General features: G+C 40.9%; 17 protein-coding genes, 2 tRNA genes, 3 rRNA genes and 1 pseudogene. 15 read left to right on the plus strand and 8 right to left on the minus strand.

Annotated elements, in window-relative coordinates; translation table 11 throughout:
• The first annotated feature begins 346 nt into the window (after positions 1-346).
• From GO593_RS07455 to cysK, 7 genes are all read left to right on the plus strand, one after another.
• Positions 347-1,883: ribosomal RNA gene (locus GO593_RS07455) — 16S ribosomal RNA — on the plus strand.
• 59 nt (positions 1,884-1,942) lie between these two features.
• Positions 1,943-2,019: transfer RNA gene (locus GO593_RS07460), tRNA-Ile, on the plus strand.
• A gap of 55 nt (positions 2,020-2,074) precedes the next feature.
• Positions 2,075-2,150 (plus strand) — tRNA-Ala (locus GO593_RS07465).
• A gap of 340 nt (positions 2,151-2,490) precedes the next feature.
• Positions 2,491-5,383: ribosomal RNA gene (locus GO593_RS07470) — 23S ribosomal RNA — on the plus strand.
• A 184-nt stretch (positions 5,384-5,567) separates the two neighbouring features.
• Positions 5,568-5,682, plus strand: a 5S ribosomal RNA gene (gene rrf, locus GO593_RS07475).
• Together the 16S, 23S and 5S rRNA genes with 2 tRNA genes alongside form the textbook arrangement of a ribosomal RNA operon.
• A 163-nt stretch (positions 5,683-5,845) precedes the next feature.
• Positions 5,846-6,388 (plus strand): GNAT family N-acetyltransferase, encoded by a 543-nt coding sequence (locus tag GO593_RS07480; protein ID WP_001159740.1) that lies wholly within the window; start codon positions 5,846-5,848, stop codon positions 6,386-6,388.
• Positions 6,389-6,594: 206 nt separating this feature from the next.
• A complete protein-coding gene (gene cysK, locus GO593_RS07485) occupies positions 6,595-7,593 on the plus strand; it encodes a cysteine synthase A (RefSeq protein WP_000102368.1) in 999 nt (332 codons plus the stop codon).
• Positions 7,594-7,648: 55 nt separating this feature from the next.
• Here the strand turns inward: cysK and GO593_RS07490 are convergent, their stop codons facing one another.
• The 3 genes from GO593_RS07490 to GO593_RS07500 all read right to left on the minus strand — a co-directional run bounded on the left by GO593_RS07490 (position 7,649) and on the right by GO593_RS07500 (position 9,631).
• Positions 7,649-8,257, minus strand: coding sequence for a lytic transglycosylase domain-containing protein (locus GO593_RS07490; RefSeq protein WP_000667181.1), 609 nt, complete (start codon positions 8,255-8,257; stop codon positions 7,649-7,651).
• A 305-nt stretch (positions 8,258-8,562) separates the two neighbouring features.
• Positions 8,563-9,129 carry a flavodoxin family protein gene (locus GO593_RS07495; RefSeq protein WP_000859331.1) on the minus strand — a complete coding sequence of 189 codons (567 nt, stop codon included), beginning with the start codon at positions 9,127-9,129 and terminating at the stop codon, positions 8,563-8,565.
• Positions 9,130-9,145: 16 nt separating this feature from the next.
• Positions 9,146-9,631, minus strand: coding sequence for a DUF2938 domain-containing protein (locus GO593_RS07500; RefSeq protein WP_001098164.1), 486 nt, complete (start codon positions 9,629-9,631; stop codon positions 9,146-9,148).
• An 81-nt stretch (positions 9,632-9,712) separates the two neighbouring features.
• Here GO593_RS07500 and GO593_RS07505 point away from each other — a divergent pair, with 81 nt between their 5' ends.
• The 4 genes from GO593_RS07505 (at position 9,713) to GO593_RS07520 (ending at position 14,931) form a co-directional block, all read left to right on the plus strand.
• The gene (locus GO593_RS07505; protein WP_000351004.1) at positions 9,713-10,117 is read left to right on the plus strand and encodes a helix-turn-helix domain-containing protein; all 405 of its coding nucleotides are present in this window, start codon (positions 9,713-9,715) and stop codon (positions 10,115-10,117) included.
• A 147-nt stretch (positions 10,118-10,264) separates the two neighbouring features.
• Positions 10,265-11,524 carry an esterase-like activity of phytase family protein gene (locus GO593_RS07510; protein WP_000039487.1) on the plus strand — a complete coding sequence of 420 codons (1,260 nt, stop codon included), beginning with the start codon at positions 10,265-10,267 and terminating at the stop codon, positions 11,522-11,524.
• A 214-nt stretch (positions 11,525-11,738) separates the two neighbouring features.
• Complete coding sequence (locus GO593_RS07515; protein WP_000102049.1) at positions 11,739-14,117, plus strand: YgiQ family radical SAM protein; 2,379 nt, start codon at positions 11,739-11,741, stop codon at positions 14,115-14,117.
• A 313-nt stretch (positions 14,118-14,430) separates the two neighbouring features.
• The gene (locus tag GO593_RS07520) at positions 14,431-14,931 is read left to right on the plus strand and encodes a DUF2726 domain-containing protein (RefSeq protein ID WP_000291528.1); all 501 of its coding nucleotides are present in this window, start codon (positions 14,431-14,433) and stop codon (positions 14,929-14,931) included.
• A gap of 145 nt (positions 14,932-15,076) precedes the next feature.
• Here GO593_RS07520 and GO593_RS07525 read toward each other — a convergent pair whose 3' ends face one another.
• Complete coding sequence (locus tag GO593_RS07525; RefSeq protein WP_000216804.1) at positions 15,077-15,430, minus strand: RidA family protein; 354 nt, start codon at positions 15,428-15,430, stop codon at positions 15,077-15,079.
• A 199-nt stretch (positions 15,431-15,629) separates the two neighbouring features.
• On the opposite strand from GO593_RS07525, the pseudogene GO593_RS19230 reads away from it, so the two are divergent.
• A pseudogene (locus GO593_RS19230) lies at positions 15,630-15,692 on the plus strand (hypothetical protein); the annotation flags it as partial.
• A gap of 58 nt (positions 15,693-15,750) precedes the next feature.
• On the opposite strand, the gene dinB reads toward GO593_RS19230, so the two are convergent.
• From dinB to GO593_RS07545, 4 genes are all read right to left on the minus strand, one after another.
• On the minus strand, positions 15,751-16,806 hold the full coding sequence (gene dinB, locus GO593_RS07530) for a DNA polymerase IV (RefSeq protein ID WP_001226142.1): 1,056 nt from the start codon (positions 16,804-16,806) through the stop codon (positions 15,751-15,753).
• 1 nt (position 16,807) lies between these two features.
• The gene (locus GO593_RS07535) at positions 16,808-17,566 is read right to left on the minus strand and encodes a glycoside hydrolase family 25 protein (protein WP_000163508.1); all 759 of its coding nucleotides are present in this window, start codon (positions 17,564-17,566) and stop codon (positions 16,808-16,810) included.
• 77 nt (positions 17,567-17,643) lie between these two features.
• On the minus strand, positions 17,644-19,035 hold the full coding sequence (gene mdtD / locus GO593_RS07540) for a multidrug transporter subunit MdtD (RefSeq protein ID WP_000994604.1): 1,392 nt from the start codon (positions 19,033-19,035) through the stop codon (positions 17,644-17,646).
• Positions 19,036-19,233: 198 nt separating this feature from the next.
• Positions 19,234-19,857, minus strand: coding sequence for an LOG family protein (locus GO593_RS07545; protein ID WP_001089658.1), 624 nt, complete (start codon positions 19,855-19,857; stop codon positions 19,234-19,236).
• A gap of 326 nt (positions 19,858-20,183) precedes the next feature.
• On the opposite strand from GO593_RS07545, the gene GO593_RS07550 reads away from it, so the two are divergent.
• The 3 genes from GO593_RS07550 to GO593_RS07560 all read left to right on the plus strand — a co-directional run bounded on the left by GO593_RS07550 (position 20,184) and on the right by GO593_RS07560 (position 23,005).
• The gene (locus tag GO593_RS07550; protein ID WP_000575779.1) at positions 20,184-21,776 is read left to right on the plus strand and encodes a TerC family protein; all 1,593 of its coding nucleotides are present in this window, start codon (positions 20,184-20,186) and stop codon (positions 21,774-21,776) included.
• 71 nt (positions 21,777-21,847) lie between these two features.
• Positions 21,848-22,315, plus strand: a complete 468-nt coding sequence (locus tag GO593_RS07555) for a YchJ family protein (protein WP_000194000.1) — start codon at positions 21,848-21,850, stop codon at positions 22,313-22,315.
• 45 nt (positions 22,316-22,360) lie between these two features.
• Positions 22,361-23,005 (plus strand): trimeric intracellular cation channel family protein, encoded by a 645-nt coding sequence (locus GO593_RS07560; protein WP_000927792.1) that lies wholly within the window; start codon positions 22,361-22,363, stop codon positions 23,003-23,005.
• Positions 23,006-23,025: the final 20 nt, after the last annotated feature.

Here is a 23,025-nt window from a genome sequence, read left to right on the forward strand (position 1 = left end):
AAACTTGTTGAAAAACAGTTACTTGTGATTAGATTGGTTGCTTTAAGTGATGAATTTGATGGTAAGTTGGTTTAGAGAATGAGTTTTAAAAATATCGAAATTACCTGTTGACTTTTAAGAGATTAAGAGTAATATAGCCGACCTAGCTTGCTGGTGACGAACCAGTAAGAAGATCATTAAGAGAATTGAAGAACAACTTGTGTGGATTTTTACTGATTGATTAATCGAAATAATTTTCATTGATTGATTGGTTTAAATTACTCGAAGTTTATTTGAGCGAAATTTAAGTCAGTAATTGATGAGCCAGAATTGGCACCTTGTCTATAAATAAGGTGCAAAATGATTTTAACTGAAGAGTTTGATCATGGCTCAGATTGAACGCTGGCGGCAGGCTTAACACATGCAAGTCGAGCGGGGGAAGGTAGCTTGCTACCGGACCTAGCGGCGGACGGGTGAGTAATGCTTAGGAATCTGCCTATTAGTGGGGGACAACATCTCGAAAGGGATGCTAATACCGCATACGTCCTACGGGAGAAAGCAGGGGATCTTCGGACCTTGCGCTAATAGATGAGCCTAAGTCGGATTAGCTAGTTGGTGGGGTAAAGGCCTACCAAGGCGACGATCTGTAGCGGGTCTGAGAGGATGATCCGCCACACTGGGACTGAGACACGGCCCAGACTCCTACGGGAGGCAGCAGTGGGGAATATTGGACAATGGGGGGAACCCTGATCCAGCCATGCCGCGTGTGTGAAGAAGGCCTTATGGTTGTAAAGCACTTTAAGCGAGGAGGAGGCTACTTTAGTTAATACCTAGAGATAGTGGACGTTACTCGCAGAATAAGCACCGGCTAACTCTGTGCCAGCAGCCGCGGTAATACAGAGGGTGCGAGCGTTAATCGGATTTACTGGGCGTAAAGCGTGCGTAGGCGGCTTATTAAGTCGGATGTGAAATCCCCGAGCTTAACTTGGGAATTGCATTCGATACTGGTGAGCTAGAGTATGGGAGAGGATGGTAGAATTCCAGGTGTAGCGGTGAAATGCGTAGAGATCTGGAGGAATACCGATGGCGAAGGCAGCCATCTGGCCTAATACTGACGCTGAGGTACGAAAGCATGGGGAGCAAACAGGATTAGATACCCTGGTAGTCCATGCCGTAAACGATGTCTACTAGCCGTTGGGGCCTTTGAGGCTTTAGTGGCGCAGCTAACGCGATAAGTAGACCGCCTGGGGAGTACGGTCGCAAGACTAAAACTCAAATGAATTGACGGGGGCCCGCACAAGCGGTGGAGCATGTGGTTTAATTCGATGCAACGCGAAGAACCTTACCTGGCCTTGACATACTAGAAACTTTCCAGAGATGGATTGGTGCCTTCGGGAATCTAGATACAGGTGCTGCATGGCTGTCGTCAGCTCGTGTCGTGAGATGTTGGGTTAAGTCCCGCAACGAGCGCAACCCTTTTCCTTACTTGCCAGCATTTCGGATGGGAACTTTAAGGATACTGCCAGTGACAAACTGGAGGAAGGCGGGGACGACGTCAAGTCATCATGGCCCTTACGGCCAGGGCTACACACGTGCTACAATGGTCGGTACAAAGGGTTGCTACACAGCGATGTGATGCTAATCTCAAAAAGCCGATCGTAGTCCGGATTGGAGTCTGCAACTCGACTCCATGAAGTCGGAATCGCTAGTAATCGCGGATCAGAATGCCGCGGTGAATACGTTCCCGGGCCTTGTACACACCGCCCGTCACACCATGGGAGTTTGTTGCACCAGAAGTAGCTAGCCTAACTGCAAAGAGGGCGGTTACCACGGTGTGGCCGATGACTGGGGTGAAGTCGTAACAAGGTAGCCGTAGGGGAACCTGCGGCTGGATCACCTCCTTAACGAAAGATTGACGATTGGTAAGAATCCACAACAAGTTGTTCTTCATAGATGTATCTGAGGGTCTGTAGCTCAGTTGGTTAGAGCACACGCTTGATAAGCGTGGGGTCACAAGTTCAAGTCTTGTCAGACCCACCATGACTTTGACTGGTTGAAGTTATAGATAAAAGATACATGATTGATGATGTAAGCTGGGGACTTAGCTTAGTTGGTAGAGCGCCTGCTTTGCACGCAGGAGGTCAGGAGTTCGACTCTCCTAGTCTCCACCAGAACTTAAGATAAGTTCGGATTACAGAAATTAGTAAATAAAGATTGAGATCTTGGTTTATTAACTTCTGTGATTTCATTATCACGGTAATTAGTGTGATCTGACGAAGACACATTAACTCATTAACAGATTGGCAAAATTGAGTCTGAAATAAATTGTTCACTCAAGAGTTTAGGTTAAGCAATTAATCTAGATGAATTGAGAACTAGCAAATTAACTGAATCAAGCGTTTTGGTATGTGAATTTAGATTGAAGCTGTACAGTGCTTAAGTGCACAGTGCTCTAAACTGAAATGTTGAAGTTACTAACTTGTAGGTAACATCGACTGTTTGGGGTTGTATAGTCAAGTAATTAAGTGCATGTGGTGGATGCCTTGGCAGTCAGAGGCGATGAAAGACGTGATAGCCTGCGAAAAGCTCCGGGGAGGCGGCAAATATCCTTTGATCCGGAGATGTCTGAATGGGGGAACCCACCTACTTTAAGGTAGGTATTGCAACATGAATACATAGTGTTGCAAGGCGAACGAGGGGAAGTGAAACATCTCAGTACCCTTAGGAAAAGAAATCAATTGAGATTCCCTCAGTAGCGGCGAGCGAACGGGGATCAGCCCATTAAGTTATGTGTGTTTTAGTGGAACGCTCTGGGAAGTGCGAACGTAGAGGGTGATATTCCCGTACACGAAAGGGCACACATAATGATGACGAGTAGGGCGAGGCACGTGAAACCTTGTCTGAATATGGGGGGACCATCCTCCAAGGCTAAATACTCCTGACTGACCGATAGTGAACCAGTACCGTGAGGGAAAGGCGAAAAGAACCCCTGTGAGGGGAGTGAAATAGATCCTGAAACCGCATGCATACAAGCAGTGGGAGCACCTTTGTGGTGTGACTGCGTACCTTTTGTATAATGGGTCAGCGACTTATATTCAGTAGCGAGGTTAACCGTATAGGGGAGCCGTAGAGAAATCGAGTCTTAATAGGGCGTTTAGTTGCTGGGTATAGACCCGAAACCAGGCGATCTATCCATGAGCAGGTTGAAGGTTGGGTAACACTAACTGGAGGACCGAACCCACTGTCGTTGAAAAGCCAGGGGATGACTTGTGGATAGGGGTGAAAGGCTAATCAAGCCTGGTGATAGCTGGTTCTCCCCGAAAGCTATTTAGGTAGCGCCTCGGACGAATACCATAGGGGGTAGAGCACTGTTTCGGCTAGGGGGTCATCCCGACTTACCAAACCGATGCAAACTCCGAATACCTATGAGTACTATCCGGGAGACAGACTGCGGGTGCTAACGTCCGTAGTCAAGAGGAAAACAATCCAGACCGCCAGCTAAGGCCCCAAAATCATAGTTAAGTGGGAAACGATGTGGGAAGGCATAGACAGCTAGGAGGTTGGCTTAGAAGCAGCCACCCTTTAAAGAAAGCGTAATAGCTCACTAGTCGAGTCGGCCTGCGCGGAAGATGTAACGGGGCTAAAACTATGTGCCGAAGCTGCGGATGTATACTTTGTATACGTGGTAGGGGAGCGTTCTGTAAGCCGATGAAGGTGTGTTGAGAAGCATGCTGGAGGTATCAGAAGTGCGAATGCTGACGTGAGTAACGACAAAACGGGTGAAAAACCCGTTCGCCGAAAGACCAAGGGTTCCAGTCCAACGTTAATCGGGGCTGGGTGAGTCGACCCCTAAGGCGAGGCCGAAAGGCGTAGTCGATGGGAAAATGGTTAATATTCCATTACTTCTGTGTAATGCGATGAGAGGACGGAGAAGGCTAAATCAGCCTGGCGTTGGTTGTCCAGGTGAAAGGATGTAGGCATGTATCTTAGGCAAATCCGGGGTACTCTATGCTGAGATCTGATAGCAAGCTGTACTTGTACAGCGAAGTGGTTGATGCCATGCTTCCAGGAAAAGTCTCTAAGCTTCAGTTACACAGGAATCGTACCCGAAACCGACACAGGTGGTCAGGTCGAGTAGACCAAGGCGCTTGAGAGAACTCTGCTGAAGGAACTAGGCAAAATGGTACCGTAACTTCGGGAGAAGGTACGCTGTTGTTGGTGATGGAACTCGCTTCCTGAGCTGACGACAGCCGCAGAAACCAGGCCGCTGCAACTGTTTATTAAAAACATAGCACTCTGCAAACACGAAAGTGGACGTATAGGGTGTGATGCCTGCCCGGTGCTGGAAGGTTAATTGATGGGGTTAGCGTAAGCGAAGCTCTTGATCGAAGCCCCAGTAAACGGCGGCCGTAACTATAACGGTCCTAAGGTAGCGAAATTCCTTGTCGGGTAAGTTCCGACCTGCACGAATGGCATAATGATGGCGGCGCTGTCTCCAGCAGAGGCTCAGTGAAATCGAAATCGCTGTGAAGATGCAGTGTACCCGCGGCTAGACGGAAAGACCCCGTGAACCTTTACTGCAGCTTGACACTGAACTTTGACCTTACTTGTGTAGGATAGGTGGGAGGCTTTGAAGCTGGAACGCTAGTTCCAGTGGAGCCGTCCTTGAAATACCACCCTGGTAATGTTGAGGTTCTAACTCTGTCCCGTGATCCGGGACGAGGACCGTGTCTGGTGGGTAGTTTGACTGGGGCGGTCTCCTCCTAAAGAGTAACGGAGGAGTACGAAGGTGCGCTCAGCGTGGTCGGAAATCACGCGTAGAGTATAAAGGCAAAAGCGCGCTTAACTGCGAGACCCACAAGTCGAGCAGGTACGAAAGTAGGTCTTAGTGATCCGGTGGTTCTGTATGGAAGGGCCATCGCTCAACGGATAAAAGGTACTCTGGGGATAACAGGCTGATACCGCCCAAGAGTTCATATCGACGGCGGTGTTTGGCACCTCGATGTCGGCTCATCTCATCCTGGGGCTGAAGCAGGTCCCAAGGGTATGGCTGTTCGCCATTTAAAGAGGTACGCGAGCTGGGTTTAGAACGTCGTGAGACAGTTCGGTCCCTATCTACCGTGGGCGCTGGAAATTTGAGAGGATCTGCTCCTAGTACGAGAGGACCAGAGTGGACGAACCTCTGGTGTACCGGTTGTGACGCCAGTCGCATCGCCGGGTAGCTATGTTCGGAAGGGATAACCGCTGAAAGCATCTAAGCGGGAAGCCTACCTCAAGATAAGATTTCCCTAGGACTTTATGTCCTCTAAAGAGCCGTTCGAGACTAGGACGTTGATAGGTTGGATGTGGAAGCATAGTGATATGTGAAGCTGACCAATACTAATTGCTCGTGAGGCTTGACTATACAACACCCAAGCAGTTGTATATGAAGCATCAATCGATTCTTAAATATGCAAGACAACTTGATTTAGTTATACCTCTAGCTAAAATGAACAGATAAAGTAAGATTCAATCAGCCCAGTCTGTTACAGATTTGGAAAACGCTTCGGCATCAAATAAGACCCAAGCAAGTATCCATAAACAGTTGTGCTGGCGACCATAGCAAGAGTGAACCACCTGATCCCTTCCCGAACTCAGAAGTGAAACCTCTTAGCGCTGATGGTAGTGTGGGATTACCCATGTGAGAGTAAGTCATCGCCAGCTCATTATTCTAAACACCCCAATCTCAAAAGAGGTTGGGGTGTTTTTTTATATGGGAAAGCAATCAATAAAGAATTATTAAAACTAAAATAATGGAATAAAGAATAATTTCATAATATTCCAATATTTGCTTAATCTATAAATAGTTCAAATTGAGTTTTCATCTATGCAGTTCAAAATTATCGCAGCCCAAGATCTAGATAGAAATCAACGTCATCAGATTGCTGAGTTATGTTTTTCTGCTTTTGATGAAGATCCTTGGACTCAATATGCTTTTATGCAAAAAGCTATTCATGTCGCTGGTATATTAAACAATCAAATTGTCTCACATGCCTTATGGACGGATAGAGTTTTTACCATAAATGGTAGTTCCGATGTGAAAACTGCTTATGTAGAGTATGTGACCACTGATTACACGATGAGAGGTAAGGGGCTTGCATCACAATTATTAAAATATTTAGTAGACACATTAACTCATCTGGAATATGGGCTTGCTGCATTACAACCAGAAGATGAAGCATTTTATGAAAAATTAGGATGGACTGTTTGGAAAGGAAATTTATCTATCAAACAAAACACTTTCAGTTATCTAACGGATGAGTATGAAATTATGCTATATTCTTTAAATATTCAGATGAAAGACCAGCTATCAAATAGTTCAGAAGAGGACACTATTTGTGCAGATTGGCGAGAAGGTGAACTTTGGTAGTAATTATACTTGGGCTTTAATGCTGCAGCGAAAGTTTACTTTGGATTGGATACTATATATTTTAAGTATTTGATTTTACTATTTTTATATCTTTTTATTTTTAATGTAAATTCCATTTTTTATTTTACTTCACTTTTTCTACTTTCCTGTTTAACTGACAAGCCTATAATGATTCAGAATCATTCCAAATCTAATAAGGATATAACATGTCTACTGATCCACAATTCCCAACACCCAATAATTTAGGTATCGCAGTTTATTCAAATAATGCCGAAGCTATTGGTAATACACCTTTAGTACGTATTAACCGTTTGATTAAAACGGGCGCAACCGTTTTAGCCAAAGTAGAAAGTCGTAACCCAGCTTTTTCTGTGAAATGTCGTATCGGGGCGGCGCTTATTGCAGATGCGGAAAAACGTGGTGTGCTAAAAGAAGGCATGCATATTGTTGAACCAACCAGTGGTAATACTGGTATTGCTTTGGCGTTCGTAGCGGCGGCAAAAGGTTATTCCATTACTTTAACTATGCCTGCAAGCATGAGCCTTGAGCGTAGAAAAGTGTTAAAAGCACTCGGTGCTAATTTAGTCCTAACCGAACCAGCGAAGGGAATGAAAGGTGCAGTTGATGAAGCTGTGCGATTAGCAACTGAACAGCCAGAAATTTATTTCTTGCCACAACAGTTTGAAAACCCAGCTAATCCACAAATTCATGTTGATACAACTGGACCAGAAATCTGGCAAGCAACAGGTGGGCAAGTTGATATCTTGGTAGCTGGTGTAGGTACAGGAGGTACGATTACGGGTATTTCTCGTTATTTTGAACAAGTTCAGAATAAGCCATTGTACTCAGTAGCAGTTGAACCTGCTGAGTCTCCAATTATTACTCAAACAAAAAAAGGTGAGAACATTACACCAGCACCGCATAAAATTCAGGGAATTGGAGCAAACTTTATTCCAAAGAATCTTGATTTAGATCTGGTTGATGAAGTCTTACCAGTGAGTAGTGAAGAAGCAATTCAATGGGCGAGAAATTGTGCCACCCAAGAAGGTATTTTAGTGGGTATTTCAAGTGGTGCTGCATTGGCAGCAGCGGCTAAAATTGCAGAACGTCCTGAAAATGCAGGTAAAACAATTGTTGTTATTCTTCCAGATAGTGGGGAACGCTATTTATCTTCTGTTTTATTTGAAGGTTTATTTGACGAATAAAATTAATCGTATAAAAAAGCCCATGAATAAATGGGCTTTTTTATTTAATCTTAATTTATAAAGCACTTTTTAAAGTTTTCTGATGACGTTTCACAGATCGAGCATATTTTTTTGCTTTGTGGCGTGTCCAGAAACTTCGTTCATATCCTGTTGGACCAACATTATAATATGCTGTCGCTTTGAACCAGCTATCTGCTGTCTGATAGTAATGATTTAAAATATAAGCACCACATTGGATGTTGGTAGATTCATCATACAAGTTACCAGCACAAGTTTGTTGCCAATAACTGGGAATAATTTGTGTTAACCCAATAGCCCCGGTGGGAGAGCGAGCATTACTATTATAGCTAGACTCTTGCCTGATCACGGCTGCCAATAAAAGCGGTGGAACATTATATCTATCAGCGCTTTGAATAATCATTGGAGATAGGCGATTTGCTGTACTTGGCGGAACGGAATAAGCTTTTTGTAAGCCAGACGAAAGCTTACTTGAGCGCCAAGAAAATGAACCGCTATTAGGGCCTAAACTTGTACATCCCGTCATTATTGTCATCAACGCAATAATAAAAAATTTGAGACTAAGGCGCTGTAATTGTGATGGTGCAAAATGATCTTGAGCTAAAGATGAGGTAAGCAAAATACAAAACCAATAATCAAATTTCAAATGAAATGATGGTATTCAGCCGTATTTATCGGATCAATATAAGTTCTGTTGCTCAGCCCAAGCAAAAAGTAAGATTTTTGTATTATTGAAATGAAAAAACCCCGACATCCTGTCGAGGTTTCTTCGTATTCAGCTTTATGTAGCTAACTCCTGTCAACTACCGCTTCCTGCGTTCTTATTCTTCTTCAATGAGACTTCCTGTCTCTCTATGATTTATATGTTATGAAAAAATACTCAAGTTGAATATCCGTTAATGACCCCAAATTTTGTACGTTTTAACTTACAGGTATTTTTCAACTATGGTGTTAAGTCCCTTGATAAGCATTTAAGGTCAATGCAAAATTTTCACCAAATTGTTGAGCAGTTTTAATATCTCCTTCATCAAAACCATCTGCATTACTAGCATGTTCAGCCTGAGCCATTAAACCTGACCATGAACCGAGTCGGTTAGCTGCTTGTGTATAGGCAACACCTTGATGCTGTTCTGGTAGAATTGGGTTACCTACCCATAACATGCCGTGTTGCATGCAAAAAGTAAAAATTGAAATTAGTGTGGATTGTTTATCACCAGCAGGAAGAGATGAAACGGTAAACCCAGCCGCTAATTTTCCTTTAAAACTTTGTTTTTTCCATAATGGACCAGTTGCATCCATGAGCTGTTTTAACTTGGAAGATACACCACCTAAATAAGTGGGAGATCCCCAAATTAATCCGTCATATTGGATAAGAATTCCTGAGCGCTCGATAAGATCCTCGGCATTGAGTAAATCTGCTTTAATATTGTGATGGCTCAAGACGCCAATTTGAATTTGCTGAGCAATAAATTGAGTATGGCCTTGGCGGCTATGGTAAATAATGGCAACAGTTTTCATGGAAGTTTCCCTTTATTTAAATTTGAAATAGTTTTGCAGTGAGATATAAACCACAGCCAAAAACACTATGGTTCAGCAAACTTTTCAGACAGTTCAAAAAAGGATGAGGTGTTTTTGATGAGGCAAAACCACTACCCATAGCTGGTTGCATAATAAAAAAAGGAATAAGAACGGTGACCAAACCAAACAGTAGTGCTGAGTAAAACTGAGGGTGGTCGAGCCAAGTCGAACCTACAATTAAAAGAAAGCTCAATGCGAAGATAATTCCGACACTATAGTGAGCAATCCAGCCTAATAAATATTCCCCCTTCATTGGAGGACTTTTAGCAATAGATTGATGGACAAGTTTTCCTTGAAATATCCAGCCCACCCAACGTCCAAGAAAGGCAAAGTTTAAAGTCGGGACATTAAATATTTTTAGTATTAATAGCCATATATCCAGAACGATGGTTGCACCAATACCAAGACATAAAGCTTGAAAGAACAGAGTGGAGGTATTCATTTTTACACCTTGCTTTTATACGTATGAAACGTGATAAATTTATTGTGCAAGTTCAAGTTCACTTGAAGTCAAGAGGATGTTATGGATATTGGTGAAGTTTCTAAAAAGGCAAAAGTCACAACCGCTACACTACGTTTTTATGAAGAGAAAGGACTAATTAAATCGATAGGGCGGCAAGGTTTGCGTCGGCAGTATGGTAAGCAGGTGCTTGATCAACTGGCACTTATTGCTTTAGGACGTGCTGCAGGTTTTTCTTTAAATGAAATTGCTACAATGTTTGGGCAAGATGGTAAGCCTGATCTTGACCGTCAAAAACTAAAAGATAAAGCTGAACAATTAGAGCAAATGGCAAAGCGATTGCATTTTATCAGCCAGGGATTAGAACACGCTGCTGTATGTCCTGCTGAAAATCATATGGAATGTCCCACTTTCCAAAAATTTTTAAAAGCAGCAATTGCTGGAGAATATCAGCCAACAAAACTTTAATTAGCTTTACTAACAAGTTCAGTTTTCTATTGGGTGCTAAACAATAGGCTTGTCATATTTTCGCCATAAAGATTTCATATTTTTGAAGCAAAAACTTCATACAAGCTTGATTAAATTTGCTTAATTTTTTACCAATTGTATAAAATCATGAGCAAAAAAACTTTAATCGCATTATTATGCTGTGCCAGTTTAGGATTGACGGCATGTAACGATGATAACGATCAAGATCAAACTTCGCCTACTGAAAACGTTACCGAACCAACTCTAATTTCTTTTGCTAAGTTACCTGTAGAAACTTATGCTGCTGGACCAGACTCAGGGGCATATGTGAAAGGTGCAAATGGAATTTATCCTCCGTTTAAAGGTCAACCTGTACAGGGATTTTCTGCTGCATTAAAAAATGAAGATGGCAGTTATATGGCAATGGCCGATAACGGTTTTGGGACTCAAGATAATTCATCAGACTTTTTACTTCGTATTTATAAAATAAAGCCTGATTTCAAAACTAAAACTAAAGGCACCGGTCAAGTTACTGTACAAAGTTTTATCCAACTGCGTGATCCGAATAAATTAATTCCATTTAATATCATCAATGGTAATACGCCTGAGCGTTTATTAACGGGTGCTGATTTTGACCCAGAGTCGATGCAGCGTACTAGTGATGGGACTTACTGGATTGGAGATGAATTTGGTCCATACTTACTCCATTTCTCAGCAGATGGTGTACTTTTAGACGCTCCGATTCCTTTACCAAATCCATTAAATCCAACTCAAGAATTACGTTCACCACAAAATCAATTTAATAAAGCACAAATTAATTTTGTGGAACCTCTTGTTCAACAAAGTGGCGGTTTTGAAGGAATGGCGATTTCACCAGATGGACAATATCTCTATCCGCTTATAGAAAAGCCAATTAAATCAATTCGGGAAACAGAAAGACAACTGTTGATTTCCCAATTCGATATTAAGAAAAAAGCGTATACAGGAAAATATTATTGGTTCCAGTTAGACAGTAAAGCAACCAATATTGGTGATTTCCAACTTTTTAATAATAATGAGGGTATTATTATTGAACGTGATGCCACGCAGAATAATTTAGGCGGCTATAAAAAATTAATTCGTATTAAATTAATTGAGTCAGGCCAGCTGGTCAGCCGCGAAGACTTAGTCGATTTAATTAAAATTGCTAACCCGAATATGTTGTATGGCACAGCTAGAGCAGGGGATATTAGTACGGGACAGGTTTTTGCCTTCCCATTTGAAACCATTGAAGATGTAATTATTGAAAATGGTACAACACTGACGGTTTTCAATGATAATAACTTCCCTGGGTCGACGGGACGTAATGCAAAGTTGGCCGATGATAACGAGATTATTCAGATTCGTTTACCAAAAGCTCTCTTCTAAGTCATATAAATAAATGAGTTCGATCTGCGGCGGATTTTATTCCGCCGTATTTAATCTAAGAATAAAATATTGAGTAAACTTTAATCAAATTAATTTCTATATTGTTGTTTTCGCGTGTTTTATAAACAAGGAAAATGAATGAAATTCATGTTAAAATGATCGGCTTTCATCTTTAGATGTCTCTCCTCCATCTGCTAGCCGAGATTCGCAAGCCATGTCTACCGCTTATACTATGCAAACTGCGCCAAAAGCGTTGTTTGATTACGACAAATATTGGGCGTCGTGTTTTGAACCAGCGCCATTTTTGCCGATGTCACGAGAAGAAATGGACCAACTCGGCTGGGATGCGTGTGACTTTATTTTAGTCTGTGGCGATGCTTATATTGATCATCCATCATTTGTATCGGGTGTGATTGGACGGGTATTGGAAGCGCAAGGTTTCCGTGTCGGTATTATTGCACAGCCAGACTGGACCAATGTTGAAAGTTTCCGTGTATTGGGTAAGCCAACGATTGCTTGGGGAGTGACTGCGGGCAATATGGATTCGATGATCAACCGCTATACGGCAGATCGTAAAATCCGTTCGGATGATGCATATTCTCCTAATAACGAACCAAATAAACGCCCTGACCGTGCGGCAACGGTTTATTGCCAACGTTGTCGTGAAGCATTCCCAGATGTACCTGTACTATTAGGTGGTATTGAGGGTAGTTTACGTCGTATTGCGCACTATGATTATTGGTCAGACAAAGTCCGTCGTTCAATTTTGATGGATTCAAAAGCCGATATGCTTATGTATGGTAATGGTGAACGTGCCATTATTGATGTGATGCACCGTTTGGCTAAAGGTGAAAAAATCCACGAGATTACAGATGTTCGTGGTACAGCATTTATTATTAATAAACATAACAAAGCGGCTAAAGCAAAATTTGTTGAAATTGCCAGTAATGATGTAGATACGATTGGGCGTGTTGACCCAATTATTAACCCATATGTCATGACTGAAGATATTGATGGTTGTGAAATTGAGAAAGATAAAGGCAACACACTAGCTCAATATCAAGGTTTTCAAAAAGAAATTGTTGCAAATCCGATTGTACGTGAAGGCGACCAACTTGATGAAAATACTCAGATTGTTCAGCTAAAGCCTGCTCAGTCAAAAGCGATTAAACACAAGTTACCTCCGCGAGAATTGGCTGTAATTCGTTTACCTTCTTTTGAAGAAGTGGCGAATGATCAAGTACTTTATGCACATGCAAACCGTATTTTGCACCTTGAAACCAACCCGGGTAATGCACGTGCTTTGGTTCAACGTCATGGTGAGCGTGATGTCTGGATCAATCCACCTCCAATTCCTCTAACCACAGAGGAAATGGATTATGTATTTGATTTGCCATATGCACGTTTGCCGCATCCTGCATATGGAGATGCGCGTTTCCCTGCATTTGATATGATCAAATTCTCGGTCAATATTATGCGTGGCTGTTTTGGTGGTTGTACATTCTGTTCGATTACAGAACATGAAGGCCGTATTATCCAAAACCGTTCGGAAGATTCGATCTTACGTGAGATCGAGAAAATTCGTGATACAGCGCCGAACTTCACCGGTATTATTTCAGACTTAGGTGGTCCAACAGCAAACATGTACCGTTTGCATTGTAAAGACCCTGAAATTGAGAAGAACTGTCGTAAACCTTCTTGTGTATATCCGGGTGTTTGTCAAAACTTGCATACCGATCATGCACCTTTAGTACAGCTTTATCGTAAAGCACGTGCGATTAAAGGGGTGAAGAAGATTCTGATTGGGTCGGGATTACGTTATGACCTTGCAGTATTGAACCCTGAATATGTCAAAGAGCTAGTACAACACCATGTTGGCGGTTATTTAAAAATTGCACCAGAGCATACTGAACAAGGCCCGTTATCTAAGATGATGAAACCGGGTATTGGTACGTATGACCGTTTCAAACAAATGTTTGATCGTTTTAGTAAAGAAGCAGGAAAAGAGCAATATTTAATTCCTTACTTTATTGCTGCACACCCAGGTACTTCTGATTATGACATGATGCATCTTGCGATCTGGCTGAAGAAGAATGGTTTCCGTGCCGATCAGGTACAGACGTTCTACCCATCACCGATGGCAACTGCGACAACCATGTATTATTCAGGGAAAAACCCACTCGCAAAAGTGGCGCGTTACACTGAAAATGTAGACATTGTAAAAGGTGAAAAACGCCGTCGTCTGCACAAAGCATTCTTACGTTACCACGATCCAAATAACTGGCCATTACTTCGTGAAGCACTTAAAGAAATGGGCCGTGCTGATTTAATTGGTAATTCAAAGCAACATTTAATTCCAACTTATCAACCGAAAGGGGCGGAAGGAGAATATAAATCTGCACGTAAGAAGAACTCGACTGTTGCGGGCGATTCAGTGAAGCGTTCAGGTCAAACAGTTCAAAATAAAAATCAGCATAAACGACCGCAAAAAGGGCAGGTACTGACTCAACATACGGGTCTACCACCTCGTGAGACAGGTGAAAAGAGACCATTTGGTGGTAAAAGTAAACCAAAATCAAAAGCTCGTGGATAACGATAAAAAAGGCTCTGTTTAAGAGCCTTTTTTATTTTTAAAGTGAGTGGATAAATCATATGGTGAGATTTCTGAGCATTTTTTATGTAAAAAGTGTAATGAAAAATGATAAATCCTAAAAATCTGACGAGCTGCACTTGATTGTTGCTGAGTCTGTGTTTATAAATAATGTGAGGGTGGCTAAATTTAAGCCAAGCTTGATAACTACAAGTGAAATTACTAAGTGAACCTTTTAAAGAACGGCTGTGTCGTTATCAATTAAAACAAAGCGTGATCTAGCAAAATCATTATAAAAAACTTAAAGGATGGACCCATGTACTATTTAATTACAATCTTATTACTATTTTTGACCGTTGTTATGGCGGCGAAAAGCCTCTCAAGAAAGCATCAACAAGACAGTGCTTTAAAGCGCCGTGCCGTGTTAAGTAGTCATGAACAAATGACATTAACTCGTTTACAGACAGTATTGCCTAAATTTACTGTGTTAGCTCATGTTTCATTTGATGCATTATTAACAACGAAATATGCTCACACTCGTCGCAAATATCAAAATATGACAGCTGACTTTGTTGTGCTTGATCAAAATTATCAGGTTGTTGTAGTGGTTATGCTTGAGGAAAGTGGTTTACGCCGAGCACATCAACAATATGAACGCCGTTTATTACAGCTTGCGGGCTATCGTGTATTAAGTTACAGCACTGTGCCAGATTATCATGAGTTAAGAAGAGACTTATTAACCCCTGAATCAGAGATGGCAACTTTACATGCAACGCCTCAGCTAGAAAGAATTTCAAATGCTTTTGTAAAGTCTTAAAAATTAGGTCTTACAGTAATTTAATTTTAAGCCTCATTAAATAAGATTTTAAAAAATGCTGATATTATCAACTTTAAAAATATAAAAAACTGAGCACTATCATGATCAATATTGCTCAGTTTTTATTAATTAAAATTAATAAGAATTAAGGGAGTACCGCAACAACGGTCATTTCTACAAGTACATCAGGTGCATAAAGTTTAGATTCAACACAGGTACGAGCAGGTGGATGCTCTTTGCTAATCCATGCATCCCACACTGCATTCATAGCTGCATAGTCCTTATCAATATCCTTTAGAAAAATCATGACAGACAGGATATGACTTTTGTCAGTTCCAGCTTCAGCAAGTAAGCGATCAATATTGTCCAAAGTTTGTTGAGTTTGCGCCGTAATGTCTACACTGGTGTCATCAGCGAGCTGCCCTGCTAAATGGACTAAATTACCCGAAATCGCCACTTCACAATATCTTGAAGTTACGTGTAAGCGTTTTACCGTCATAAAAATGCTCTAAAGTGTCTTTATTGAATAGTTCGATTTTATGAATAGTTCGTAGGCAGGTGCAAGCAAGTGCAAAAGAATTTCAGTAGATTATTGTTGTGATTTATAAGAACGGGCAAGCTCCATGTACTTTAAGTGCCCTGTAATATTCGGATTTGGTCGTCACGCCAATCACAGGACGATATGCCGAAAGTAAAGGTTGCTTTGGCATGTTGCAAATACATGGGTAATGAATATGCGCTGATTAGATTACTTCAAACTTTAAGCAAAAGGGAACTGTTTTTGTTTAAAACTTGTTCTTTTGTATAAAAAAACAACACTTACCATAAGGACAACTGAAAGTCGTCAGCTTTAGTTTGTAATTGATAAACTCCAATACCAATGAGCCGAAATTGGAAGTTTTCGGGAATATGCATCTCATTTAAAAGTAAGAATAAAACTTGAATCAGGTCTTGTTGAGAATGAATTGGGTTTTTAAAACTTTTACTGTGTTGCAAAGTCTGGAAATTCTTAAGTTTGAGCTTAATATTTACGCCTCGGGCATTCAGTTGCTTTTTCTCTAAACTTTGCCAGACTTTTTCGGCTAGACCATGCCAGTAGGGTTGGCACTGAGCTAAAGTAAAGTCACTATCAAATGTGGTTTCTTTCGAAATTTGCTGTCGGGCACGTTCAGCTTGAACGGGCCGGTTATCGATGCCTTGAGCGTATAAATAAAGCTGTTGGCCATATTTACCGAAGTGGTGAACTAAAACAGCTTCTTCAATTTTTTGTAAGTCACCTAGCGTATGTAACTCAAGCTGTTGGAGCTTTTCTTGGGTAACTTTGCCTACTCCTGGAATTTTTTTTAAGGGTAAGTCCTGAATAAAACTGGCTACTTGAGAAGGTTTTATAACAAACAGGCCATTCGGTTTATTCCAGTCGGACGCAACTTTTGCCAAGAATTTATTAGGTGCTACACCAGCCGAGGCTGTCAGTCCGGTTTGCCTGAAAATATCTTCCCGAATATGCATAGCTACTTCGGTCGCACTCGCGATTTGTTTTAAATTTTCAGTGACATCAAGATAGGCTTCATCTAAAGATAAAGGCTCAATAAGAGTAGTGTATTGTTGAAAAATACTATGAATTTGAGCCGAGATGGCACGATATTTTTCGAAATTCGGCTCAATAATAACAACTTGAGGGCATAGTTTTCTTGCTTGGCTCATGGACATGGCAGAGCGTAAACCAAACTCACGAGCAGGATAAGAAGCAGCTGCAATTACGGCGCGCGGGTGATGCGATGAAATAACTACCGGGAGATGCCTTAGATCAGGACGTTCTCGCAATTCGACCGATGCATAAAAGGCATCCATATCGATATGAATGATTTTGCGCATATTATTGTGCTTTCACGATGCCTTGCTGCTGTAAAAATTGGTGCCATTCTTTGACTGAACCTTCATAAACATTTAAGTCTACTGGCTTGGTCATGCCTTCAATTTTACCTTGATTACTATGCTGCCAAAAGAGCCATTTTCGCTTGTCTTTCAGCTCAGGTTTCCCTTCGTAATCTCTGACCCAAAGAGGAGTATTAGGGAAACTCCCTATTAATACAATGTGGTAAAAAGTTTTGGAAATATAAAAGATAGGCTGTTTACCATAATGATGCTTTAAGCTGTCATGCATGATGCCTATTTCTTTAAGTAATTGTTCTTTGGTATGGGAATTAATACAGCTGCTGTCATATTCCAGATCAATAACGGGAGGAAGGGCATCAACTTTGTTGGGTACAGTTGCAATAAAATTTTCAGCTTGTGTTTTACCATCACGACATAAACGGTAAAAATGATAAGCCCCGACATGAAAGCCATGTTCGCGTGCTTTTAACCAGTTTTCTTGAAATTTTGGATCTTTATAATCACCACCTTCGGTCGCTTTTAAATAGACGAACTGAAATTTTTGGGGTGATATTTTTTTCCAGTTGATATTTTCTTGATGGTGAGAGACATCAAAGCCTTGAACTGGATAATCTTGAGCAATAGCTTTTTGCTGGTAGAACAGACCGAAGTAGGTGAGAACCCCCATAACACAAGCTAAAACAATCCCGATTAGGGTGTTGTAGCGTGGTGTAGAAAAGGTTTTTGCCAGCTTGGTCATGCAAAACTCAGTATCAATATGAAGCTCACATCATAGTGTGATTCGTGAATGAGAAACCACGCTAAAAATGCAACTGCTTACACAGGCGTATTTTTGGGAATTTGCCAAAAGATCAGTGCGGTAATGATATTAATACAACCTAAACAAATGAGGGTGACATGGAAGGCAGTTGTCACATGTGCTGTACCATAGTAATCAGTAAATATATTAATGAGTGTACCTGCCAGTGCAACACCAATACTCATTGAAAGCATCATAATCATTGATAAGAAACTATTACCGCTACTTGCATCTTGTTGAGGCAAATCTTTTAAGGTAAGTGTATTCATTCCCACAAATTGTAATGAGTTTAATGTACCAAATAAGAAAAAGTGTAAGGCTCTAAACCAAGTTGGGGTGTCGACAGTCATAATGGCAAAAGACGCAATACATAGACCAACTAAAGTTGTGTTAATTAACAGAAAGCGGCGATAACCCATTTTCTGAATAATCGGTCTAACAATCGGTTTGGAGAAAAGCGACCCTAACACTAGCGGAATCATCATTAATCCCGCAATGAATGGCTCAAAGCCAAAAGCGACCTGTAGCATGAGCGGTAAAACAAAAGGTAAGGCATTACCACCAAAGCGGGCAAAGAAATTACCTAAAATACCAATCGCGTAAATCTTGTTTCTAAAGAGTCGGCTGCGGAACAATGCATTTTTATGGGTATGTGAATGGTAGGCATACCAAAGGGTTGCGACTACCCCGACCACTAATAAAGAAATACTAAACCATTTGGAATATTCAGGTGAGGCAAGATGTTCAATACCCAAAGACCAGCCAATCATTGCGACGACTAAGAGCACAAACCCAATAAGGTCAAATGTTTTAACGGTAGGCTCTTTTACATTTGGCATGACCTTTAATGTCATTAATATACCTAATACTCCCATTGGAATATTAATAAGAAAGATCCAATGCCACGTTGCAACTTCAACGAGCCAACCACCGAGTGTTGGACCAGCTAAAGGGCCTAGTAAACCTGCCAGACTCATGAGGCTCATGGCTGCCAAAAATTGAGTTCGGGGAATAATTTTTAAAAGTGATAAACGACCAACAGGGAGTAATAACGCACCTCCTACCCCCTGAATGACACGGAAAAATAAAAGCTGATTTAGGCTTTGAGAAAGGCCACAACCTAAGGAAGCAAGCGTGAAAATAATGATTGCTGATAAAAACGTATTTCTAACACCAAAACGGTCAGCCAACCATCCACTTAAAGGAATACAGGCCGCTACAGACAAAACATAAGCCACCACTACGCTATGCATACGTAATGGATCTTCATTTAAATGGTGTGCCATTGCAGGAATGGCAGTATTTACAATTGTTGTATCTAATGCCTGCATAAAAAAGCCAATGGAAACCAAAAGAACCAATAGGCGATATTCGGGTTGCAAGGCTTGATGGGTTGGCGTGGCATTCATAACATTTGAAAATTAACGTTTTCGCCTAGTGTAAAACAAATTGAATTTAAAAAAAGTAAGTCAATGTTGAATAAACGCTTTGTAAGTTTAACTTCTATTATTTAGAGCAGCTATATAACCGGACTTTCAAGTGAATGAGTATAAATAGATAAAAATAAAAAAAGCGGAAGAATCCGCTTTTTTGTTGAGGTAGAGAGCTTAAACAACAAATCTCTTTGGCATTTTTAAGTTTTTAATGACGTTATAAATTTGGTCGATTTCTTCACATACAATTAATTTAGCTCGATGCTGAAGAGGAAGGAAGCCTTCTTGTACAGCATGGTCTAACTGAGCAATTAACGCATTATAAAAACCATTTACGTTATATAAAATCATGGGTTTTTGGTGCTGGTTGAGTTGACCCCAAGTCGCAATTTCCAAAATTTCTTCGAATGTACCTAAACCGCCAGGTAGCGCGATAAAAGCACTCGCGCGCTCTGCCATCATGGCTTTACGCTCATGCATGGTTTCTACTACATGCAACTCGGTCAGTCCTGCATGCGCCACTTCATAATCAAGCATAAATTCGGGAATGACCCCTACAGCTTCTCCACCATGTGCAAGTACACTTTCTGCGACTTGTCCCATTAAACCAATACTGGCACCGCCGTAGACCAAACCAAAACCTTGTTCAGCAATTCCACTGGCTAATTCAATTGCCTTTTCGCGATAAATCGGGTTATTTCCTGCTCGTGAGCCACAATATAATGCAATAAGAGGTTGTGTTGTTTTTACAGATGTTATTGGTGAATCATTTACTGCCATTGTTAATACGCTATTCATTGCTTTATTTTCACCTTATCACGTTCATATTTCTTGTCTACACTAAGCAAAAAATATGACAACTTTATAAGCAGTTTTATAGGAAAGATTCATGTTTTGTATGGGTTTGGTGAATACATATAATGATCAAATAAAAATGATGAATTTATGTTAAATCTTGCCTATACTGAAAATTCGTTTAACAACATATGAACAAATATGGGTAGTGGTTGTAGTCGCTCCGTTTTAATTTCTTGTCCTAAAAAAACATTATTCCCCCTTTGTCTAGGCATGCCTTTTGCGTTGCCCAATAAAGATAAAATCCACCCAGCACAGGAGCAGGATCAATGATCTTTGAATGGATGTCTGATCCGTCTGCTTGGGTAGGCCTAGCGACATTAATTGTTCTTGAAATCGTACTAGGGATCGATAACCTCGTCTTTATTGCCATTTTGGCTGAAAAGCTGCCACCAGAACAACGTACTAAGGCACGTATAGTGGGTTTAATACTCGCTTTGGGAATGCGTCTTATCCTCTTAGCTTCAATTGCTTGGGTCGTGACACTCACCCAACCACTTTTCCATATTTTTAGCCATCCATTCTCTGGCCGTGATTTGATTTTATTGTTCGGTGGTGTGTTCTTGCTCTTTAAAGGCACCATGGAATTGCATGAGCGAATGGAAGGTAAACAACTTCATAAAGAAGATAATCCTGTTCATGCTGCGTTCTGGATGGTCATCGTTCAGATTGTTGTGCTTGATGCCGTATTCTCATTAGACAGCGTAATTACTGCTGTAGGTATGGTGAAAGAACTGTCAGTCATGATGGTTGCTGTTGTGATTGCTGTGGGTATTATGCTGTGGGCTTCAAGACCACTCATGGACTTTGTGAATAAACACCCAACAGTAGTTATTCTATGTCTTGGCTTCTTGATGATGATTGGTTTCTCTTTGGTGGTGGAAGGTTTTGGTTTCCATATTCCGAAGGGTTATTTATATGCTGCGATTGGTTTCTCAATTTTAGTCGAAATGATCAACCAAACCATGCGTCGCAACCAAGAGAAGCTAGTGACTACTACAGATTTACGTTATCGCACAGCTTCTGCGGTTTTACGTATGTTAGGCAGTAAAAATAGCGGTTCTACTTCAGACGCTCAAACGGCTGATAAAGAAGATGTATTGGCAACTCAAGCTTTTGCTGATGAAGTCTTTGATGAAGAAAATGGCGCTTACCATAGTGTGCTTGTACAAGGTGTACTTGGTTTATCTGAACGTCCAGTAAAGTCAGTGATGACACCAAGACCTGAGCTTGAATGGATTGATTTAGACGAAGAACCAGAAGTTTTAAAAGAACGTTTAATGTCGATGACACATTCACGTTTAATTGTTGCTCGTGGTGAACTTGATAATATTGAAGGTATTGCGCTTACACATAAAGTTTTAAATGGCTTTATTGAAACAGGCGTTATCGATTTTCAAAAGCACTTACGTGAGCCAGTTATTGTGCATGAAAATGCTCAAGTGCTTATGGTGATGGAGCAATTACGTCAAGCTCCTTTACAAATGGCGATTGTTCTAAATGAATATGGTTCAATTGAAGGTATTGCCACACCAATTGATATTTTAGAAGCAATTGCGGGTGAGTTCCCTGATGAAGACGAACTAGATGCAGCAGCAGAAAGTTTAGAAGACGGTTCGTTAATACTTGAGGGTTCAACCGATATTCGCCATGTATCGCTTTTACTTGGTCGTGACTTAGTTGATGAAAGTGAACAATATTCTACTTTATCGGGTTATTTGTTATTCCATTTAGGTCGTTTACCTGAAAATGGTGAAACTGTTGAAGCGGATGGTTATCGCTTTGAAGTTGTAACCATGGAAGGCCATAAAATCGAGAAAGTTCATATTGTTTCTATCGAACAGGGTGAATCGAAAGATTAAATTGCGTGTCAGATTTAGAAACATCATAAAATAGCTCAACTTTGAGCTATTTTTTATTTGAGAAGTACCAAATGACCCAACAAACTTGTCCATGCGGAAAAGGCAGCTATGCAGAATGTTGTGAACCTTTACATTTAGGCACAGCAAAAGCACTCACCGCAGAGCAGCTTATGCGTTCACGTTATAGTGCATTTGCATTGCAGCAAATTGATTATATTGTGCAAACGACGGCTTTAGGTCAGCAAACTACTCTTGATAAAGAGGCTATTGCGGAATGGAGCAAACAAAATCAATGGTTGGGTTTAGAGGTGGTTAACGCCAACGAAAAATTAGATAAAACCCATGCACAGGTAGAGTTCAAGGCCCATTATCATGATGGTAAAAGCGCTCAAATTCATCATGAAGTTTCACATTTTGTATTTCATCAGCAACAATGGTTTTTCCTTGATCCGACGGTCGATATGCAGGTCACCATGAAACAACCTTGTATATGTGGTTCAGGAAAAAAATTTAAGCAATGCTGTGCACAATTCCTATAACTTTATCTTAAAATACGCCCACCGTTTGGCCTGAGGGAAAGGGCAATGTTACTCACCGTTATTTATATTATTGCGATTACTGCCGAAGCCATGACTGGTGCATTGTCTGCTGGGCGACGGAGTATGGACTGGTTCGGTGTTGTACTAATTGCCTGTGTGACGGCCTTGGGTGGTGGCTCTGTACGTGATGTACTACTTGGACACTATCCTTTAACGTGGGTAAAACATCCTGAATATTTAGTTTTAACGTGTTGTGCTGCATTTGTTACCATCGTTATTGCTAAATGGATGCGTCATTTACATAACATTTTCTTGGTGCTCGATGCGTTAGGCTTAATCGGATTTACCATTATTGGTTGTCAGATTGCCTTACAGATGGGACATGGCTTTGTTGTGTCGGCGGTAGCAGGCGTTTTAACAGGAGTTTCGGGTGGTATTTTACGTGACATTTTATGTAACGATGTCCCGTTTGTTTTCCGCCGTGAGCTTTATGCAAGTATTTCTTTTGTTGCAGTTATTTGTTATTGGGTCTGTCTGGATTTAGGTTTAAGTTTAGAACTTACCGTTATTTCAACCTTAGTATTTGGTTTTACGCTTCGTTTAATTGCCATTTATTTTGGTTTAGAAATGCCTAAATTTATTTATAAAGATGATGATGCGGAGTCGGCTTCTTCAACCGACGAACATTAATCATGCAGAATTTTATGTGG

This window comes from Acinetobacter baumannii, from assembly GCF_009759685.1.
Taxonomy (GTDB): Bacteria; Pseudomonadota; Gammaproteobacteria; order Pseudomonadales; family Moraxellaceae; genus Acinetobacter; species Acinetobacter baumannii.

What these genes read in the sequence shown, in the direction of transcription:
- GO593_RS07480 (WP_001159740.1), top strand. Translation starts at nt 5,846, where the DNA reads ATGCAGTTCAAAATTATCGCAGCCCAAGATCTAGATAGAAATCAACGT.
- GO593_RS07525 (WP_000216804.1), bottom strand. Translation starts at nt 15,430, where the DNA reads ATGACGGTAAAACGCTTACACGTAACTTCAAGATATTGTGAAGTGGCG.
- mdtD (WP_000994604.1), bottom strand. Translation starts at nt 19,035, where the DNA reads ATGAATGCCACGCCAACCCATCAAGCCTTGCAACCCGAATATCGCCTA.
- GO593_RS07535 (WP_000163508.1), bottom strand. Translation starts at nt 17,566, where the DNA reads ATGACCAAGCTGGCAAAAACCTTTTCTACACCACGCTACAACACCCTA.
- GO593_RS07515 (WP_000102049.1), top strand. Translation starts at nt 11,739, where the DNA reads ATGTCTACCGCTTATACTATGCAAACTGCGCCAAAAGCGTTGTTTGAT.
- dinB (WP_001226142.1), bottom strand. Translation starts at nt 16,806, where the DNA reads ATGCGCAAAATCATTCATATCGATATGGATGCCTTTTATGCATCGGTC.
- GO593_RS07520 (WP_000291528.1), top strand. Translation starts at nt 14,431, where the DNA reads ATGTACTATTTAATTACAATCTTATTACTATTTTTGACCGTTGTTATG.
- GO593_RS07560 (WP_000927792.1), top strand. Translation starts at nt 22,361, where the DNA reads ATGTTACTCACCGTTATTTATATTATTGCGATTACTGCCGAAGCCATG.
- cysK (WP_000102368.1), top strand. Translation starts at nt 6,595, where the DNA reads ATGTCTACTGATCCACAATTCCCAACACCCAATAATTTAGGTATCGCA.
- GO593_RS07555 (WP_000194000.1), top strand. Translation starts at nt 21,848, where the DNA reads ATGACCCAACAAACTTGTCCATGCGGAAAAGGCAGCTATGCAGAATGT.
- GO593_RS07500 (WP_001098164.1), bottom strand. Translation starts at nt 9,631, where the DNA reads ATGAATACCTCCACTCTGTTCTTTCAAGCTTTATGTCTTGGTATTGGT.
- GO593_RS07495 (WP_000859331.1), bottom strand. Translation starts at nt 9,129, where the DNA reads ATGAAAACTGTTGCCATTATTTACCATAGCCGCCAAGGCCATACTCAA.
- GO593_RS07545 (WP_001089658.1), bottom strand. Translation starts at nt 19,857, where the DNA reads ATGAATAGCGTATTAACAATGGCAGTAAATGATTCACCAATAACATCT.
- GO593_RS07505 (WP_000351004.1), top strand. Translation starts at nt 9,713, where the DNA reads ATGGATATTGGTGAAGTTTCTAAAAAGGCAAAAGTCACAACCGCTACA.
- GO593_RS07550 (WP_000575779.1), top strand. Translation starts at nt 20,184, where the DNA reads ATGATCTTTGAATGGATGTCTGATCCGTCTGCTTGGGTAGGCCTAGCG.
- GO593_RS07510 (WP_000039487.1), top strand. Translation starts at nt 10,265, where the DNA reads ATGAGCAAAAAAACTTTAATCGCATTATTATGCTGTGCCAGTTTAGGA.